Genomic DNA, 18780 nt, shown 5'->3' with positions numbered 1-18780 from the left:
CCGCCTAAAGTAAGTTCACCTCTGCGGCGCGGGATCTAGTCGCGGGGCTGAGACATCCACCGCAGCCCCTTCAAGTGGGTGAGGTGTATATGGCAGACGGCATCGCCGACCGCGGGTTGGTCAACGACCCGGTCTACATCACCGACCTGAGCGACGTGCAGCCGCCGGACGCCGTGGGCTCGGTGCCGGCGTTTCACCGCTGGCGCGCGATGTCGTACACCGCCGGCGACATGAGCGGCCGGATGCTGCTGGCGGGCCCCGAGACGGCCGCGCCGGACGTGACGCTGGACCTGAACGCGGCCGGATGGCACGCGGTATCGCTGGGGGTGATGCCGCCGCCGGGCTACGAGAGCGCGCGGCTATGCGTGACGGCGCGGCTGAGCGGCGACGCGACGCCGACGATGCTGACGGCGCAGCCGGCGCATCCAGAGGTCGGGCACGACCTGCAACTCGTGGAGCTGTATTGGCGCACGGCGGACCTGACGGGTCAGCAACTGGTGCTGGGGCAGCCGCAGTGGCAGACCGCGCCGGTTGACGAGGTTGGCGCGTGGCGGTCGGAGATCGTGCGTATTGCTTATGTCAAGCTGACGCCCTTGTCCGACGCTGAGGTGGCCGAGGCGCAGGCCGAGCGACAGCGCACCGACACCCGCACACTCTTCGCCCACCAGGACGCGCACGGACCGCACTACCTGTGGCGATTGAACGATGCCGAGGGCATCCGGCGCGAAATCGAGCCCTATCGTCACACCGACTTCTCCCGCATGTATTGGGAAGCCGGCGAAGGCGACATCAGCTACTACTTCAGCAAGATCGCGCGCTGGTGCACGTTCGACGAGGCCGAGGATTTCGCCCGCGTGGGCGACCGGTTGCACGCCGAGAGTTGGCGGGAGTTCCGCGAGCTGGGCGTGGATCCGCTGGATGTGGCCATCGAGCACTGTCACGACGTCGGGTTGGAGATTCACGCGTCGTACCGGGTCGCCGGCTTCCTGTATCCGCCGCCTATGGACTACATCAACGTGGGCGACACCTTCGCCGCAGCGCACCCGGAATGGCGCGGGGTGGACCGCAACGGCCAGACGACGCCGCGCATCGCCTATTCCTATCCCGAGGTGCGGGCCTACATCGTTTCGCTGCTGCGCGAGATGGCCGAACGGCCCATCGACGGGGTGTGCCTGCTCTACAACCGGCGCCTGCCGCTGGTGGAATACGAGCCGCCGGTGGTGGCGGGCTTCAAGGATGAATACGGCCTCGATCCGCACGCGCTGCCGGCGGACGACGAGCGCTGGCTGCGGTTCCGCGCGCGCGAGCTAACCCAGTTCATGCGCGAGGTGCGGCAGGCGATGGATGAGATGGGCGCGGTGCACGGCAAACGGCTTGGCGTGTCCGCCGTGGTGGTGAGCAGCGAGCAGGAGAACCTGCAGCATGCAATTGACCTGGGAGCCTGGGTCGAGGAAGGCATCGTCGACACGCTGATTCCCTTCACCTCGGTGCCGATGGGTGAGCCGCGCGAGGAGTCCTGGGAGGATCCGGAGGATCTGGCGTACTTCGTGGACCTGGTGCGCGGGACGGACTGCGTGCTGGCGCCGGGGATGCTGCCGCGACACCGCCCGCCCGAGGAGGTGCGCCGTCAGGCGGCGGGCATCTACGGCGCGGGCGCCGATCACCTGTTCTTCTGGGATTCGGCGGGCGGCGCCGGCCGGGCGAACTTCGGCGCGATGTGGAATGCGCTGCGACGTCTGGGACATCGCGAGGAGATCGAGGCCTGGCGCGCGGCGGGGGAGCCTCCGCTGCAACCCACCGCACACGACGTGGACGTGCTGGACGAGTGGGATCTGTCCTACACGACGCCGGGATGATGGCGGCCCTCGGTTGTGTGCCGGATCACCCTCGCTTCAGCCCTCTCCTATCGAGGGACGGGAGTCGGGTCGCGGCTGCAGCGGTTTCCGAGAGCGCGAACACGGGCGTCCCCTCACCCCAACCCTCTCCCCCCGGGAGAGGGGGCCGGACGACCTTCGCCCATCGAGGGAGAGGAGGGCGGTTCGCGAAGCCCCCCTACCCGGCCGGACGATGCGCGGACAGCGGCATGAGCGATAGGAGGCGGGAGGCATGACGACAGCCACGACCGATCTCTTTGCCGACGGCTGGCTCAGCAGCCCGCCGCAATACCGCACGGACCTGGACCGCTGCGAGCCGGCCTCGGCGCTGAGCGCGACGGGCAAGCGGGGGCACTGGCGAACCATGTCATTCGAGGCCGACGACGTGGCGGGCACCATGATCACGGCGGGGCCGGAGACCGCCGCGCCTGCGGTGAGCTTTCCGCTGCGCGCGAGCGGCTGGCACGCGGTGTCGGTGGGCATCGTGCCGCACTTCAAGTGCACCGACGACACCGCCACGGTGGCCGTGCCGGTCAAGCTCAGCAGCGAGGACACCTATTCCCTCCTGACGCTGGACCTGTCCCCGCTGCAAACCCGGCTGCTGCCGGATTGGCCCGGCGGCGGAGTGGCGGAGATGTTCTGGAAGATCGCCGACCTGACGGACCGGAGCCTCGATATCTGCCAGCTGGTCCGGCGAGTGGCGCCGGGCAACGCGCCGGGGTCGTTCAGCGGTCCGGCGGCGCGGGTGGCCTACGTCAAGCTGGTACCGCTGACCGACGACGAACTCGAGATTTGGCAGGCGGACCAGGCGCGGACGGATACGCGGCGCCTGTTCGCCCACAACGACTCACACGGGCCGCACTACCTGTTCCGGCTCACCACCGAGGAAGAGGTGCGACGCGAGATCGAGCCTTACCGCGACACCGACGTATCCCGCATCTACTGGGAAGCCGGCGGGGGCGACCGCACGCGGTTCTTCAGCCGCATCGCCCGCGCCGAGATCATGGAGGGCCAGGAGGACTTCGGACGGCGCGGCGATCGCATGCACGCGGAAAGCTGGCGCGACTTCCAGCAGCAGGGCGTGGACCCGTTCGACGTGGCGCTGGCGCACACGCACGCGCTGGGCATGGAGTTCCACGCGTGCTACCGCGTCGCGGGGTTCAAATACCCGCCGCCGCTGGACGGCGCGAGCCTGGGGGAGGTCTTCTTCGACCGGCATCCCGAGTGCCGCGGCGAGGATCGGGCGGGCAACCGCACGCCGCGCATGGCCTACAGCTATCCCGCGGTGCGGGAGTTCGTGATCTCACTGCTGGGGGAGATCGTGGAGCGGCCGGTGGACGGCGTGTGCCTGCTGTTCAACCGCCGCATGCCGCTGGTGGAGTACGAGCCGCCGGTGGTGGAAGGATTCCAGCAGGAATACCGACTCGACCCGCGGGAGCTGGCGGCGGACGATCCACGCTGGCTGACCTACCGCGCGCGCACGCTGACGGGCTTCATGCGCGAGGTGCGCGCGGCGATGGACGAGGCTGGCGAGGCGCGGGGGTCGCGCATCGACGTGGGCGCGGTGGTGGCGGCCACCGAGCAGGAGAACCTGCATGACGGCATCGACCTGCGCGCGTGGATGGACGAGGGATTGATCGACACGCTGATTCCCTATAGCTCCGAGCCGGTCTACGACAGCCACCACTCCTCATGGACGGACCCGTCACAGCTGGCGTTCTTCGTGGACCTGGTGCGCGGGACCGACTGCGTGCTGGCGCCGAACCTGATGCCGCGGCACCAATCGCCGGAGGATTTTCGCCGTCGGGCGTCGACGGTCTACGAGGCCGGGGCGGGACACATGTTCTTCTGGGACGCCGCGGGCGGCTGCGGGCGGGCGAACCACCAGCCCATGTGGAGCGGCCTGAAACGCCTGGGTCACCAGGACGAAATCGCGGCCTGGCAAGCCGCCGGCGAGCCCGACCTCCCACGCACCATCAAGCCCCTGCGCAAGTGGGATGGGTGGGACTTCGCCTACGAGACGCCGGGGTAGGACCCGAAATCGCAAGGCACCGCCGCCGATCAGGCGCCCTGGTTCGACACGCCGCCGCGCCGTGCAGCAGCTAGGATTCGGCGGGGAGGGATGGCCGATGAGGGCGGAAGAAGACCGGTTTGGCGACTACTGGTTATGGAATGACGCAATTGCGAGGCACTACCTAAGCGGAGAGTGGCGCAATCGCCCGCTGTATCTGGATTTGGACGCCGAAAGGCTCCAAGAACTCGCGGCGCAAATCGACGCGAGCATTTCGGATCCCAAGGCGGCCTTTCGCCGGGCCGTCCGCAGGACGCTGGACATCGACTGGCGGGCCAACACCTTCAAGTCCCATGCCTCCCTGCTCGAAGAATGGGAAGAAGCAGAGGACGGAGACACGCCGCCTTTCATGGGGCTGCTGGCATTCTTCACCCTCGCGGCTGAGGCGATGCAAAGCGATGCCAAATTCAGGGCAACCAACTACTACGGTCGACTTGCGCAAGCCGTAGAGGTCGAGATCGACCACCCGCTCGGGAAGAAGCTCCAGCGAGACTTCAGAAAGTGGTCGCACCTATTCTGGGACTCGCTGAACGCATTTCTCGTCAAGCGAGACGGGCGGCTTGGGCGGCCCACCGCGTTTGCTTTCGACTCGCGCGTACACGTCGGCATTCCCATCTCCCAGGCGCTTATGCGCGACGAGGATCGCCAGTGTTTGTCTGAACTGTTCGCGGAAAACGAACTCGCGCCCGGGTCATTTTCCGTGGAGGAGATGGAGCAGTTGCTCGATGAGTGGATCGGTCGTTCGAGCAGCCAAGCGTCGAGCAATCTCCGCCGACTCTGGGGACCATCGGAGCATGTCCACGAAAGAGGGGAAATCCGAATACAAATCGCGGCCATCGCATGCGATGAGCTTGCGGCATGGGACGGCGTGGCCGCCCAAAGCACTGCGCCAGGCCAGAGGCGATTTCCCCTCCGTCTGGTTGCTGACGTGCGGACGTACCCCAGCCGAAGGCTCGATTTGAGGCTGCGCCTCCGCGCCGCCGAGGCGCTGCCCGGCCAAACCGTCACGCTGTCGGATGCCAGTGAGGCGGCACGCGCGGCATTCGAGACCTGCGGCGACTGGCTCACGCTGGCCGAATCGATCCCGGACGGCTGGTGCGGGTTCAGCGAAGACGCACGCATATCCATTCCCGACGTGCTGATTGCCAACGTAAAGCTCTCCGATCGCGACGGCGACATCGAGTTGGAGCGTCGCGCCAAGCAGATTGTCATGCTCGCCTTCGACCAGGAGCGTCATTGCTACGTCGAGATCGACCGAATCTCCCTTTTGGCGAACCACGCCCTGCTCGTACGTAGTGGTCTCGAATCGGAAGTGATGGGGTTCTTGGAGAAGTACGCTCGTCCCGGATGTGAACGATTCGAAACCAAATCGATGTCCGGCTGCCCAGAAGGGTGGACTCTCATCCGGAACGTCTCGGTGGCAGCAGTCCCGGAGGACGAGTTGTCGGATGACCTGCTTCCGCTCGTGCCCACGTCATCGGCCGCAATCGCGTTCAGCGGCGGCCTGGCCCTGCCCGAACGGCAATCGTGGCACGCGGCACTGCCCCCGGAAGTGTCGTTCTCGACGGATACCAACGCATCGATCGATTTGGTCGTACAGCCAATTCTCGAAGCATCGGGCGCTGATGGAGGCGAGATTGCACTGGGCCGGTTCGAGGCTGTGGGCGTGGCCGGTCTGGGCGAGTCCAATCCGGCCGCCGGGGAGTATCGTGTGGCGGCCTATGGAGTCGGTAAATCAGGCAAGCGTTCCAGCCGCCCTGTCGCGACGGCGACGGTTCGTCTGCGCTCGGCCAATGCCGCGCGTCCTCTCGACCAAGCGGCCGGGCTGCGTCGGGCCGTTTTCGGCGATCCCAGCTGGGCCACGGTTTCTGCCATGCGCGGGTCCACTGAGCCGGGCGAACCTGTTGTGGCTGGCGGCGTCGCCGAGCTCGAGCGCGTGACCGAGCGAGGCGGACTGCTTCCGTCGCGAACTCTAGAGCCAGCGCACCATGCCGAAGATCGCGACGAGGCGCCAACTCAAGGAACGACGGCGCGAAGCGGTGCCGCGCCAAGCTGTTTCGTTCGGAGCGGTGCCCACTACTGGGACCTCGGTGAAGGCGTGGCCAATGAGAACCGGCGCCGGCTTGGTCGGTGCAAGCGCTGCGGACTGACGCAGTGGCAACGCACGAGGCCAACTCGGCGAAGGCGGCGAGTGCGCGACGTGGGTGGGAACCAAAGCAGGTCCGAGCGTCCGGCGCGTGCCTTACCGCGAGTCATAGCAGAATCCATGAGCGATCAGTCGCGGACAAACTTTGGGATAGTCCTCGACGCCATTTCCCTGATTGGGGAAGGCACGTGGGCCGCACTCGCCTCGCTTGCCCGTCACATCGGCGATTCGCCGTGGTTTACCTCCGAGTTTGCGCGGCAGTTGGCGGGGTTGGGGTACATAGAGATCGAGCGAAACCGCGAGACGCTGGCGGTGGAGCGCTGGTCAGTCGCCCCTCCGGCGCTGGCAGGATTGCCCTATGGTGACGCCTTCCTGACGGGGTTTAGGTCCGACCGGCTGCTCGACCAGTTGCGAGGAGATGTCGAAGAACTTGGCGGTTCGTTCGATGTCGAGCCTGTGGACGGCGTTCCGCCGCGCGTCCGTGTGACTGGGCTGGAGCACGCCGACCTCTGCCTCGCAACCGAATCGTCAAGCGCTGCGCTTGGGTTCGAGGTGCGGGCAGTCGACAATGTTGCGGCGCGGCTCCTGTCTGGGTTGCCGCACATCGCCAGGCTCGTTGAGACGCTCCCCAAGTGGCGACTGCCTCATGACGACATCGAACGGTTCAATGCGGCATCTGGCCGTTGGACGCGGACAGATCGATCCACCGCGCCTGGCGCGATTCGCACGCGTTCCTTCCCGCGCACATACGCCTTTGTCCCACCGATCACGAACGGCCGAACCGAGGCACGGCTCGGTTCGGCGCGGCTCGTCAAGCACTTGGAGTCGGTGAGGTCCGGCGCGCCACTGGTCGCCTACGACCCCGAGCGACGCGAGCTGGCGGTACGGCTGGGAGCGCAGCTGCCCGGGCTGTACGAGCGCGTTGCCATGCTCTGCAGCGGTTCCCCGCCGCAGCGGTTCGATGATGGAACGCACCGCTACGCAAGCGTTCCGCCGGAGATTGCGGCGGGCCTGTGGACTCGCCTGCAGTCGAATGGAGTCGCGATTTGACCAACGCGATGCGCAGCCGCGGCGGGCCCGCCGCGCTTTATCAGGACATCCGCGACAGCTACCTGCGCTACTACGACACGGCGCTCTGGCTGCGAGACGACGCGATGCTGCACGAGCGGCGCGAGCTCTTGGAGCGCCCTGGCACGGTGTTCACCGATCCGCTCATCGAGCCTGTCCTGTCCTACCCATCCACCACTTCCATCTTCGATGCTTGCGCTTCGATAGGCACTGATCGCGAGACCGCCGATCTCCTTGGCGCTGCGCTGTTTAGTGAGGACGGGCACTTCCGTTTGCGCGAGCATCAAGTCCAGGCGCTGTCCACGCTGCTACGGGATGGTGCGTCACAACGCAACGCCGCCGTCACTTCGGGTACCGGCTCCGGCAAGACTGAGTGCTTCCTACTTCCCATCTTCGCCCGGCTGCTAGCGGAGTCGCGCGCGTGGCCCAACGACCGTGACGAACATCGCTGGTGGCGGGAAAGCGGCGGTAGGTGGCGGAGCGTTAGGTCGAGCGCGGAGCGACCAGCGGCCATGCGGGCCATGATCCTGTATCCAACCAACGCGCTGGTTGAGGATCAGATTTCGCGCTTGCGGTCAGCCGTATCGCGCCTGCGGGACGAGGGTTCACGGCGCCTCTACTTTGGCCGGTACACCGGCGTGACGCTCGGCGCTGGCGACCGTCCAAGGCTGAACAGTCATCCAAGCGTTCGCGAGGCGGCGGAAGCGCTTCGCTCAATGGAACATGAATGTGACTCTATTGTCCAGCTTGACCGCTCGACTCGCGTTCAGTTTCCCGATCCCCGCGAAGGGGAGTTGCTCACGCGGTGGGACATGGTGGCGGATCCGCCAGACATCCTAGTCACGAACTTCTCCATGCTCAACGTCATGCTCATGCGCCACCGCGAGGAACCGCTATTCGAGCAGACCGCAGCCTGGCTCGCCCAGAGCGTCGATCACACGTTCACGTTAGTGGTTGACGAGCTGCATCTCTACCGAGGCACGCAAGGCAGCGAAGTGGCGCTAGTCATCCGGAACATGTTGCGTCGCCTGGGGCTCGCTCCCAATTCACCGCAGTTGCGCTGCGTCGCGACAAGCGCGTCCCTGGCTCAAGACAATGCGGGGCGCGGGTTTCTCGAACAGTTCTTCGGCGTACCGCGCGAGACGTTTGCGATCATTCCTGGCAAGCCAAGCGAGATCAGACCGAATCAGCCGCTTTCTCGGGCGACCTACGGCGAGCTTGATCACGCGGATGCTTCGCTTGCGACCGACCTGCGCCTACGGCAGGCGCTTGAGCGCGACGACCTTCGCGCCGCACTGGCCAGCGCGTGCCTTGACGAATCGGGCGCACCGCAGCCAACTACGCGAGTCGAGGTCGACGAGCGTTTATTCGATGCGCCGGCAACGGCTGAAAAAGACCAAGCGCTGGACGCCGTGCTCGCCGCCGTCGCAAGGGACAAGGCACGGCGGGGCGAGCCGACCTTCCGCGCGCACATGTTTGTGCGGACGATTCGTGGGCTCTGGGCGTGCAGCAACCCCGAGTGCCCGGCGGTTGACGATCGCTGGCGCTCGCCCGACCGCCGCATCGGAAAGCTGTTTGCGCGACCAACCCATACGTGCGCCTGCGGAAGCCGGGTGCTTGAACTCCTTTGCTGCGATCAGTGTGGCGAGACTTTCCTGGGCGGGTTTGCGGTCCGGCCGCCTGCTGTGGGGAACAACGAGCTGTGTTGGTACCTCGGTCCGGGACCGACCGAGCTCGCCGAGTGGGATGTTGCGCCAGTGCACCGGCGTAAGTGGGGCGACTACATGTGGTATTGGCCGCGGCGCGGTGCACAGCACATCAAAGACTGGACGCATACGCCGCCTGGGGCGACGAGTTCTGCCACGTTCAGTTTCGTGCCTGCCGCGTACAGTCACCGTACGGGGCTGCTCCAGCCACGCGCCGTCGGGAGCGCAACAGGAACAATGTTCAACGTTCCGTCGCAATCCCGCAGCGGCAAGCATCGGGCACCAGCACTGCCCGAATCTTGCCCCCATTGTCAATCGAGAGGATGGAATCGTGACCCTCGGCTGTTCTTCCGCGGCGTCGTCCGCTCGCCGGTCCGAGCGCACACGACCCGGGTCGCGGTTACTGGCCAGATCATCACGGACCGCTTGCTCGCCAGCTTGGGTTCCGAAGACGAACCGTCGCGAACGATCGTCTTTACAGACAGCCGTGCGGATGCCGCAGCCACGGCTGCGGGACTGGAGTTGAACCACTTCCGCGACCTCGTGCGTCAACTCATATGCACGGAGTTGGCGGAGTTTGCCTCCCCTGCGGAGATCCTGCGGCGAGCAGCAGACGGCAAGTCGCTTGCCTCGTCCGAGGCCACAGTCGCAGGCCGCCTGCAACGGCTGCACCAAGAAGTTTGGGTGGCCTATCTCCTGCGCGCTCGCGGTGTGGCCGATCCTGAACACGAGCGCCTGATTGGCGAGTTTGAAGCGCGGGAGCAGGCACGGCCGTCGGGCCGCGCCTGGGGTGACCTATTGCTGGCCTTGCAAGATCGCCTGGTACGCCTTGGCGTGAACCCGGCGGGTCCCGGCGCCTCGGTGCAGGAATGGAACCGCCAGCCGTGGTGGCGAATCCACGACCCGCCGCAAGTTGAATGGGAGCCAATCGACTCCCAGGAGTTGCGTGGGCGGGCCAACGATGAACACCTCGAGCGCCTTGCAGTTCACGCCGCCGACGTCCTGTTTGGCAGGGCGAGCCGCGACTTGGAATCCGCGCGCCTCGGGTATCTCGCGCCGACCACAATTCCCATTTCAGATATCCCGTTGCGCGGCGAGTATGCGGAACAGTTGGTCCTCGGCGCGATTCGCATTTGTGGACTGGCCGGGCGGCGCCCAGGATCCCGTTGGCCGCCTTCGCCGAACGCACCAAGAGTGCTGCAGGACTACGTATCAGCCATTGCCGACGCGCACGGCGTCGAGGCGAATGACCTTTGGGAGGCTGTCAAGACAGGCTTGCGAACCGCAGGTGTTGTCGATGCGCACTGGCGCTTGCCACTGGACGACCTGAACGCCCCGTTCGCAGTCGTGCGCACGCGGCCGGACGCGCCCGTTTGGGAATGCCGGACGTGCGCCCGCGCCCACCTGCACGCCAGTGCCGGCGTGTGTACGAATGGCGCCTGTCTCTCGACGAGCCTGCAAGACAGGCCTGGAGAGCATGGATTCGACGACTACTACGGCTGGCTGGCCCGCAATGATCGCCCACGCCGGCTCCGGGTCGAGGAGTTAACCGGGCAGACTCGTCCGCTGGCGGTTCAGCGCCAGCGGCAGCGGTGGTTCAAAGGAGCGCGTCTCGATCCACCGCGTGAGAACCCGCTGACCCATGGCATCGACGCGCTGAGCGTGACGACCACGATGGAAGTGGGTGTCGACATTGGGTCGCTAGAGTCGGTGCTCATGGCCAACATGCCGCCCGAGCGCTTCAACTACCAGCAGCGCGTTGGGCGGGCCGGCCGGACTGGCCAGCCGTTCGCCTACGCGCTGACGCTGTGCCGCGACCGCGCGCACGACGACTTCCATTTCAACCACCCGAAGCGCATGGCAGGCCTGCCGCCTCCGTATCCCTACCTGGACCTGCGGCAGCCCCAAATCAGCCGCCGCGTGGTGGCCACGGAGTGCCTGCGTCGGGCGTTTCGGAATCTGCCGCCGCATGAGCGTCCGCGAACCGGCCGGGACAGCATTCACGGCGCCTTTGGGCGTGTGGACGGCTGGAAGTCCGCCTACCGCGCCTCCGTCGCGGCGTGGTTGCGCGACTCCCATGAGATTGACTCTATCGTCGAGGGGATTACGGCGTTCACTGGACTAGACCCCGGCGAGCGGAATCAGCTTGCGCCGTGGCTGCGTACGGATCTAGTGCGTGCGATCGATGCCGCGATCGATAACCCGAATTACACGCAGCAGGAGTTGAGCGAGCGTCTGGCCTCGGCCGGCGTGCTGCCGATGTTTGGATTCCCCACGCGCTCACGCGATCTCTACCGCGACCAGCCGCGCAGTCTGCGGGAGCAAGATCGCGCCATTGTTGCTCAGCGCGATCTCGAAATGGCGATCTCGGACTTCGCACCCGGCGCAGAGGTTCTCCGAGACAAGGAGATACATGTCTGCGCGGGGTTCGCTGCGTGGGGGTTTCAGGGGCAGAGTCCATACCCCATCAATCCGCTGGGTACGCCCCTGCGAATTGCCCAATGTGCCAATTGCGAGTCAATTGTTGAGGATGTTGAGGGAGAGCACCAAGGAAGTTGCGTCGTCTGCAATGGCGACGACATAAATCGGTTCAAACTTTTCCAGCCTCGTGGATTCCGCACGACGTACGCCCCGAGGGACTATGACGACTACACCGAGCGCGGTCCACTACTGCCTTCGCCGCAGCTAGGAATCACATCTGAGGATGACGAATCATTTGCGGTTGGCATGGTCACCGTTACTCGATATCCACAGGCTGACGTCTTTGTCGTGAACGACAACAACGGCGAAAGATTCGAGATGTACCAAGATGGACGTGAGGTCATAGTCCCGCAGCCTGATCTGTACGGGCGAGATTCGCCTTTTCCAGAGCCAGAGAATACTCCAGATGACGAGGGCGCCATCGGCTACGTGAAGCGCACCGACGCTTTGGTTGTAGCGTTTGATCGCTCCGAGCTTCCGATTCCCGGCGGGTTCGTCCCCCGCGACAACGACGCGATGCCCGGTGGAATAGCGGCGCTGTGGTCGTTCGCGGAGTTGCTACGCCGCGCTTGCGCGTCTGAGCTAGACGTAGATTCCAGAGAGCTTCAGATCGGGCTGCAGCCGAGGCGAGGCAGTCGTGGGTTGACCGCGCGCGCCTTCGTCGCGGACCGCCTCGAGAATGGGGCAGGATACGCAGCCTTCCTCGCGCGACCCGAGTCAATGCGGCGAGTCTTACACGTGATGCGCCGTGAGATTGGCGTGACGTTTGAAGACCCAGCACACGCAGAGACCTGCGACGCCGCTTGCCCGGACTGCCTGCGCAGCTACGACAATCGGCAGCTTCACGGTTGGCTCGACTGGCGTCTCGCGCTCGATCTGACCGAGGCCGCGCTGGGCAAGGCGCCCTCTTTCGATCGGTGGGCGCAACTGGCCGACAAGCAGACACGCGCGTTCGTTGGCGGTTTCCAAGACGCGTTACCTGGCCTCCGTCTTGAGAAGTTTGGGCTGCTGCCAGGGATCGTTGCACCCGATGGAGAACGAATCGCGGTCGTTGGCCATCCGCTATGGCGGCGTGATCCAGCGCACTACACTCGGCAACAACACGAGGCGGCAGCAGCAGCTCTAACCGCGCACCCCGCCGCGAGAGTTCAGGCGTTCGACGTTTTCACCATCACGCGCCAGCCGTATCACGTATACACATGGCTCGCCGCCGAGGCTTAGGCGAACTCATACCCTCGTTGAGGACGGTTTGGTAAAGGTCGCAAACGGAAAACCGTTTGCCGCCCTTCCCAACTCAACCCGCGCAAGGGCGCGGCTACCGCCAGGAGAGCTCGCGCCTCTCGGTGACGGTGGATTCGTCGATGTCGAGGCCGAGGCCGGGGGTGTTGGTGGGGGCGATGCGGCCGTTGACGGGCTGGGTTTTGTGCTCGAGGTGCAGTTGGCGGATGTCGTTCCACTTGATGAGGTATTCGACGTAGGGGCAGAGGGTGGGCGGCAGCGCCGCGCTGACGTGGACGTTCACCGGCACGCTGGATCCGTGGAGAATGATCGGGACGTCGTAGACCGAGCAGATGGTGGCCATCTTCATGGTCTCGCTGATGCCGCCGCACCACATGGTGTCGGGCTGGAACACGTCGACGGCGCCGGCGCGCATGTAGTCGCGCGTGCCCCAGCGGGTGTATTCGTGCTCGCCGCCGGCAATCGGCACGGGTGAGGCGGCGCGGATGCGGGCATAGGCCGGGATGTCGTCGGGCTTGACCGGCTCCTCGATCCAGCGCGGGCGGAATTCGGCCATGCGCCGGGCCATGTCGATGGCGTAGCGCGCGTTCCAGCTGTTCCAGGCGTCGAGCATCACCTCGACGTCGTCGCCTACGGCCTCGCGCACGGTTCGCGCCAGCTCCACGTTGGCGCGGGCGCCCGGCTCGCCGTCGTCGGGACCGTGGCGCATGAACCACTTGGTGGCGGTGAAGCCGGCGTCCACGACCTGGCGCGCGCGGGCGGCGACGCGGTCGGGCTGGAGCGAATAGCCGAGCATGCTGGCGTAGGCCGGGATACTTTCTCGCACGGGACCGCCCAGCAGACGGTAAACCGGCTGGCCGAGCCACTTGCCCTTGAGGTCCCACAGCGCCACGTCGAGGGCACTGATGGCGAACATGGGCTGGCCCTTGCGGGCATGGATGAGCTGGCGGTAGAGCTTGTCCCAAATGCGCTCGATGGCCAGCGGGTCCTCGCCGATGACGTGTGGCGCGACGTCGGTGTCGATGACGAAGGCCGTTTGCCGGTCGATGGTCCCCGCCAGGCCGGTGATGCCCTCGTCGGTCTCGACCGAGACGAAGATCGACGAGACTGGATAGGCGCCATGCGCGTTGCGCTGCTGCCCGACGCCGCCGCTCGCTATGGGATAGCCGCGCTCGTGCTTGTGCTCGGGGTAGACGTCGATGGGGCGAACGACGCGCTCTTCCCACAGCTCGCCGTCGTAGTCGAGCTCGCCGTGAAGCTCGAAGAGCCGCACGCGGGTAATGCGCATGGCGGAGTCCAGGTGAGGCCGGGCGGCCGGGGGTGAGGCCAGTCTATAGCGGCGGGTGATAAGTGCCGCCGCAAACGGTCGGTGACGGTCCCCCTCACCCCGACCCTCTCCCCGTGGGAGCGGGAGCCGGACTGGATTCGGGCCTTCGCCAGAATGACGAGTCAGCGCGGCCCCCTCACCCCAACCCTCTCCCACGGTGGGGAGAGGGAGCCGGACGTGGGATTCCGGCTCGGGGATCAACTCGGGGTAGATTCCCGCCTACGCGGGAATGACGGAGGGGTGACGCGTCACTTCCGGCGGCCGTGGACGAACGTCCTGGATTCCTCGCTGCTCTCGGAATGACGGTGGGGCCGACGAGGTTCTTTGGGTTGGCGTCTCGGTGGCCCGCACAGCGTGCGACGTGGGACTGGCCGTGGTTGTATCTCCCAGGCTGCCCGCAGCCTGGGCCACCGGGCAGGATTGACCGGACTTGGATTCCGGCTCCCCGCCTGCGCGGGGACAGGCGTCGCCGGAATGACAGAGGGGGGCGCGGAAGTGGTCGGGAGGCTCGCCCTTCGACAGGCTCAGGGCGAACGGGCGATGGTAGGTGCCGTATCCTTGCCGCATGAAATCCTTGGTCGTTTTGGCCGCCGTCGCGCTGGTCGGCAGCTTGCTATTGGCGTGCGGCGAGGAGGGTCCGCCGGAGGGCGCGGAGATCGCGCCGGACTTCACCGTGCAGGACGCGCACGGGAACGCGGTGACGCTCTCGGGCCTGGTTGAGGACGGTCAAGGCGTCATCCTGGTGTTCTACCGGGGCTTCTTCTGAGGAATCTGCCGCGCGCAGCTCGTGGAGCTGCAGGGAGCCATTCCCCTCTTCGCCGAGGTGGGGTATCGACCGGTCGCCATCAGCACGGACGATGTCGAGGGAGCCGCGGATATGGCCCGGTACGTGCGCGCCGAATACCCGATCCTCGCCGACCCTGATCACGCGGTGGCCGAGAGCTTCGGCGTATTCAATCTGCTAAAGGACGATGTGGCCGCGCCGGCGGTGCTGCTGATCGGGAAGTGGCGCGTGGTGCATTGGCGCCAGGTGGGTACGAACATTGGCGACCGTCCGTCGCTCAGCACGATTCTCGACGCGATTCTCGAGGTGGAGGGGACGCTGGACGGGAGCTGAGGGCGCGGGGCGACAAACGGTGCGGGAGTGCCAGGGGACCCCCTCACCCCAACCCTCTCCCTCGAGGAGACCTTTGAATGAATGGTCGACATCCCATTCCCAAGCCGCGAATCACCCTCACCCTAGCCCTCTCCCATCAAGGGAGAGGGGACCCGACCTGCCCTCAAATCTGTACTGGAGGGACTAGGCAAGGGTCTCCTCAAGGGTGAGGGCGTCGGGCGCCGAGAGACAGCGGGGGGGCGGCATCGTTTGTGACCGTTGCTACATCTCAAGGCCGGTCCGTGCGGTACCGTTCCGCCTGGCTGCCGCCTGACCCGTTTGCCGAGCACGCACCTGATGTACGTCATCCGAATTCTGCGCAACCTGGCCCGCCGGAGATTCCGTACGGCGCTAACCGTCGTCGGCATCACGATCGGGATTTGGGTGCTGGTCGTGATGAGTTCGATGGCGAACCGAATCAGCTTCATCGTCGACGGCGGTTCGACCTACTACCAGGACAAGATCATCGTCAGCGATGCCACGAATCCCGCGTTTGGCCTCGGGTCCACCCCAATGCCGCTCAGCGTGGCCGACCAGATTGCCAACGTTCCCGGGGTAGCGGTCGTGGTTCCCGAAGTCCAGCTGCTGCTCGATCCGAACGAGGCGGGGGGCGGGGGCTTCGGTCTGCCGGACTTCATCGTCGGCGCCGTCGCGGACGCCGACCAGGGGCGTGAAGCGTTGCAGGTCCGGGCGGCCCAAGGGCGGCTGACGACGCCGGACGACGAAGGAGCGAACGTGGTGGTCCTGGGCGCCGATCTCGCCCGGAAGTTCGGCAAGCGCGCCGGCGACTCCATCGAACTGCGTCGGGTGCAATTCGACGTCATCGGCGTTCTCGAGCCGACCCTGACCGGCCCTGACACCTTCGCTTTCGTCCCGCTCCAGGCGGCCCAGGCGCTGCTCGCCGCCGACGCGCCCATTCTGGCCACGGCCGGCCTGGGAGCCGACCAATTGATTTCCCAGGCGACCGTCTATCCGGAAGCGGGTGTGGACACGGAAGACCTGGCCGACGCCATCGAGGCCAGCGTGGCGCAAGTGGGCACGCTGACAGGGACGGACTTCGACCAGGAGATCACCTCGGCGACGGAGATCTTCAACGCCATCGTCATCGGCATCGGCCTCATCAGCCTGGTCGTGGGCGGCCTGTCGGTGATCAACACCATGGCCATGAGCGTGGCGGAGCGGACGCGCGAGATCGGCATCAAGCGAGCGATCGGGGCCACCCGCGGACGGATCATGCGCGAGATCGTGATCGAGGCCGCCAGCATCGGCCTGCTCGGCGGCCTGCTGGGACTGGGGCTCGGCGCCATCGTGGTAAGCGTGGCGAACGAGCTTGGACGCGATTCAGGAAACATCCTGTTCCAACTAACGGCGCCGACCGCGGTGGTGGCGCTGGCATTCGCCACCGTGCTCGGCGCGGTGGCCGGACTGCTGCCGGCCTGGAACGCCGCCCGGCTCGATCCGGTCCAGGCGCTCAGGTACGAGTAAGGCGCGCATGGCATTCCTCGAGGCCCGCCACCTGCATAAGACCTATCGGCTCGGCCGACAGAATCACGTGCTCGCGCTGCGCGGCGCCGACATTTCCATCGAGGCCGGGGAGATGGTGGGGATTATGGGTCCTTCGGGCTGCGGCAAGAGCACCCTGATGCACATCCTGGGCCTGCTGCACTCGCCCGACGACTCGGACCCGCCGGCCAGCCTGGTGATCGGCGGCACGGACGTGGCCGACCTGTCGGACCGCGAGCGCACCAAGATGCGGGCGGAACGGATGGGTTTCGTTTTCCAGGCGTTCAACCTGGTGCCCACGCTGACGGCCATCGAAAACGTGGCGCTGCCGGCCGAATATGCGGGCCGCCGCCGGTCCGAGGCCATGAAAGCGGCGGCGGAGGCGCTGGACTGGGTTGGGCTCGCGGATCGGGCCGACCACCGGCCGACGGAGCTCTCGGGCGGCCAGCAGCAGCGCGTCGCCGTCGCCCGGGCGCTGGTGACCCAGCCCGACCTGATGCTGGCCGACGAGCCGACGGGGAACCTCGACTCGGAGAGCACGAACGAGGTCCTGGACCTGCTGCGCCGGTTCAACACCGAGCGCCAGCAGACGATCCTGATGGTCACCCACGATCCCCGCGTCGGCGAGGCCTGCGGCCGGATCGTCGAGATGCTGGACGGCCGGATCACGAACGGGGAGGCGGTCTAGCAAGGCCGCGGCCTTTGACCGTCCGGTCGCTAAGCTTGGGCCGGGTCGGTAGCTCAGTTGGTAGAGCAGCGGACTTTTAATCCGAAGGTCGTGGGTTCGAGTCCCACCCGGCCCACCCAGTTTGTCCAGCGTGACGATGTGGCCAGCTTGAGACGCGCACCCGACATCCCGGTCGGCCAAGGCCCACGGAGTCAGCAACTGGCGTGATCGGGAACGTGCGGCGCCCGCAAATCAAGTGTCGGTGGCGTGGTCCGCCCGTAGTAGCGTTGCGGGGTGGACCGGCACCATTGCCGCAGCGTTGGCAAAGGGACCATCAGTGACCAATCCCACGGATCTGACAACTGAGCGACTGCTCTTGCGGCCGTTCAGGCTGTCGGATATCGACGACGTGCTCAGATACGGCAGCGATCCCGAGTGGGCCGAGTTCTATTCGCGTCCGTACGAGCGGGGCGCCGCCGAGCACATGGTGGCGCAGGCCGTGCTGGCGTCATGGGACAAGGGCGCCAGGTTCGCCATCGTCCTGAAAGATCGCGTCATTGGCGTGGTCAGCCTCGACGTCGATTCCGAGGACCAAACGGCCGAGTTGGGCTACGACGTGGCCAGAGATATGTGGGGACGGGGCATCGCGACCGAGGCGACGGCTGCCGTCTGCGATTGGGGCTTCCGCCAGTACGGGCTCGCGAAGATCTACGCGGCCGCCGACGCGCGCAACACGCGCTCGCTGCGAGTGATGAAAAAGCTGGGAATGGCCCGCGACGGAACGCTTCGGAGCGAAGTGATGGGCGGAACACGGGTCGATGCGGCCTACTACTCCGTGCTGCGGGACGAGTGGAGCAGGCTCGTCGAGCCTCTGCCTCCAATCCCCGCACCGATCGACGAGTACGACTCAACCGACCGTGGCGAGCTCCGCGAGTTGACCACCCGCCGGCTGCTGCTGCGGCCATTGGAACCAGGCGACGTAGACGGCGTGTTTGCGTTCACCAGCGACCCCGAGTGGGCCAGGCATCTGCTGGACGAGGCGCCGCGGCCGTACACACGCCGAGACGCCGAGGAGGTGGTTGCGCGTCATTTGCTCGATTCGCCGGACACCAGGCCCTCCTGGGCCATCGTGCTGGACGGCGCCTGCGTCGGGATCATCACCCTCAGCATCGACGCAAGGCACGAGACCGGCGAGCTGCACTACGCCTTGGCGAAGTCGAACTGGGGCAAGGGCCTCATGCCGGAGGCCGCCGGCGCCGTGATCGACTGGGGGTTTCGACGGCGTGGCCTGGCCAAGATCTGGGCCCGAACCGACGCCGAGCATCGGCAGTCCCGGCGGGTGATGGAGAAGCTGGGTATGCAGTGCGAAGGTCTGGCCCGAGACCACTACAAGGCTCCCGGCACCGGCCGTTCGCGGGTCGATGTCGTGTTCTACCGCGTGCTGAGCGACGAGTGGGAACAGGCCGACGCGTAACTCGGCGAAGCTGAATATTCGGTTGCTGGCGTCGTCACCCGGTTTGCGTCACAGCCTCTTCACATAGG

Annotated in this window: 9 protein-coding genes and 1 tRNA gene; 9 read left to right on the top strand and 1 reads right to left on the bottom strand. The window is 66.2% G+C overall.

Annotated features, from left to right (window positions below):
• The first annotated feature begins 89 nt into the window (after positions 1-89).
• The 4 genes from OXG33_05340 to OXG33_05325 all read left to right on the top strand — a co-directional run bounded on the left by OXG33_05340 (position 90) and on the right by OXG33_05325 (position 12567).
• Positions 90-1856: a family 10 glycosylhydrolase gene (locus OXG33_05340; GenBank protein ID MCY4113352.1), complete on the top strand. Its 1767-nt coding sequence runs from the start codon at positions 90-92 to the stop codon at positions 1854-1856.
• 250 nt (positions 1857-2106) lie between these two features.
• Positions 2107-3906, top strand: coding sequence for a family 10 glycosylhydrolase (locus tag OXG33_05335; GenBank protein MCY4113351.1), 1800 nt, complete (start codon positions 2107-2109; stop codon positions 3904-3906).
• Between the two features lie 97 nt (positions 3907-4003).
• On the top strand, positions 4004-7141 hold the full coding sequence (locus OXG33_05330) for a hypothetical protein (GenBank protein MCY4113350.1): 3138 nt from the start codon (positions 4004-4006) through the stop codon (positions 7139-7141).
• Entirely contained in the window at positions 7138-12567 is a 5430-nt protein-coding gene (locus OXG33_05325) for a DEAD/DEAH box helicase (GenBank protein ID MCY4113349.1), read from the top strand. Before OXG33_05330 ends, OXG33_05325 begins: the two co-directional genes overlap by 4 nt.
• Before the next feature lie 94 nt (positions 12568-12661).
• On the opposite strand, the gene OXG33_05320 is transcribed toward OXG33_05325, so the two are convergent.
• Positions 12662-13873 carry a mandelate racemase/muconate lactonizing protein gene (locus OXG33_05320; GenBank protein MCY4113348.1) on the bottom strand — a complete coding sequence of 404 codons (1212 nt, stop codon included), beginning with the start codon at positions 13871-13873 and terminating at the stop codon, positions 12662-12664.
• A gap of 604 nt (positions 13874-14477) precedes the next feature.
• Between OXG33_05320 and OXG33_05315 the strand changes: the two genes are divergently transcribed.
• From OXG33_05315 to OXG33_05295, 5 genes are all read left to right on the top strand, one after another.
• On the top strand, positions 14478-15029 hold the full coding sequence (locus OXG33_05315) for a peroxiredoxin family protein (GenBank protein MCY4113347.1): 552 nt from the start codon (positions 14478-14480) through the stop codon (positions 15027-15029).
• Positions 15030-15365: 336 nt separating this feature from the next.
• The gene (locus OXG33_05310) at positions 15366-16553 is read left to right on the top strand and encodes an ABC transporter permease (protein MCY4113346.1); all 1188 of its coding nucleotides are present in this window, start codon (positions 15366-15368) and stop codon (positions 16551-16553) included.
• Between the two features lie 7 nt (positions 16554-16560).
• Positions 16561-17259: an ABC transporter ATP-binding protein gene (locus OXG33_05305; GenBank protein MCY4113345.1), complete on the top strand. Its 699-nt coding sequence runs from the start codon at positions 16561-16563 to the stop codon at positions 17257-17259.
• Positions 17260-17301: 42 nt separating this feature from the next.
• Positions 17302-17374 (top strand) — tRNA-Lys (locus OXG33_05300).
• Between the two features lie 201 nt (positions 17375-17575).
• Positions 17576-18712, top strand: coding sequence for a GNAT family N-acetyltransferase (locus OXG33_05295; GenBank protein ID MCY4113344.1), 1137 nt, complete (start codon positions 17576-17578; stop codon positions 18710-18712).
• Positions 18713-18780: the final 68 nt, after the last annotated feature.

The organism is Chloroflexota bacterium, assembly GCA_026708035.1.
Lineage (GTDB): Bacteria > Chloroflexota > UBA11872 > UBA11872 > UBA11872 > JAJECS01.
Note: the sequence above shows the minus strand (reverse complement) of the source record. Positions and strands in the feature narration are given on the sequence as shown.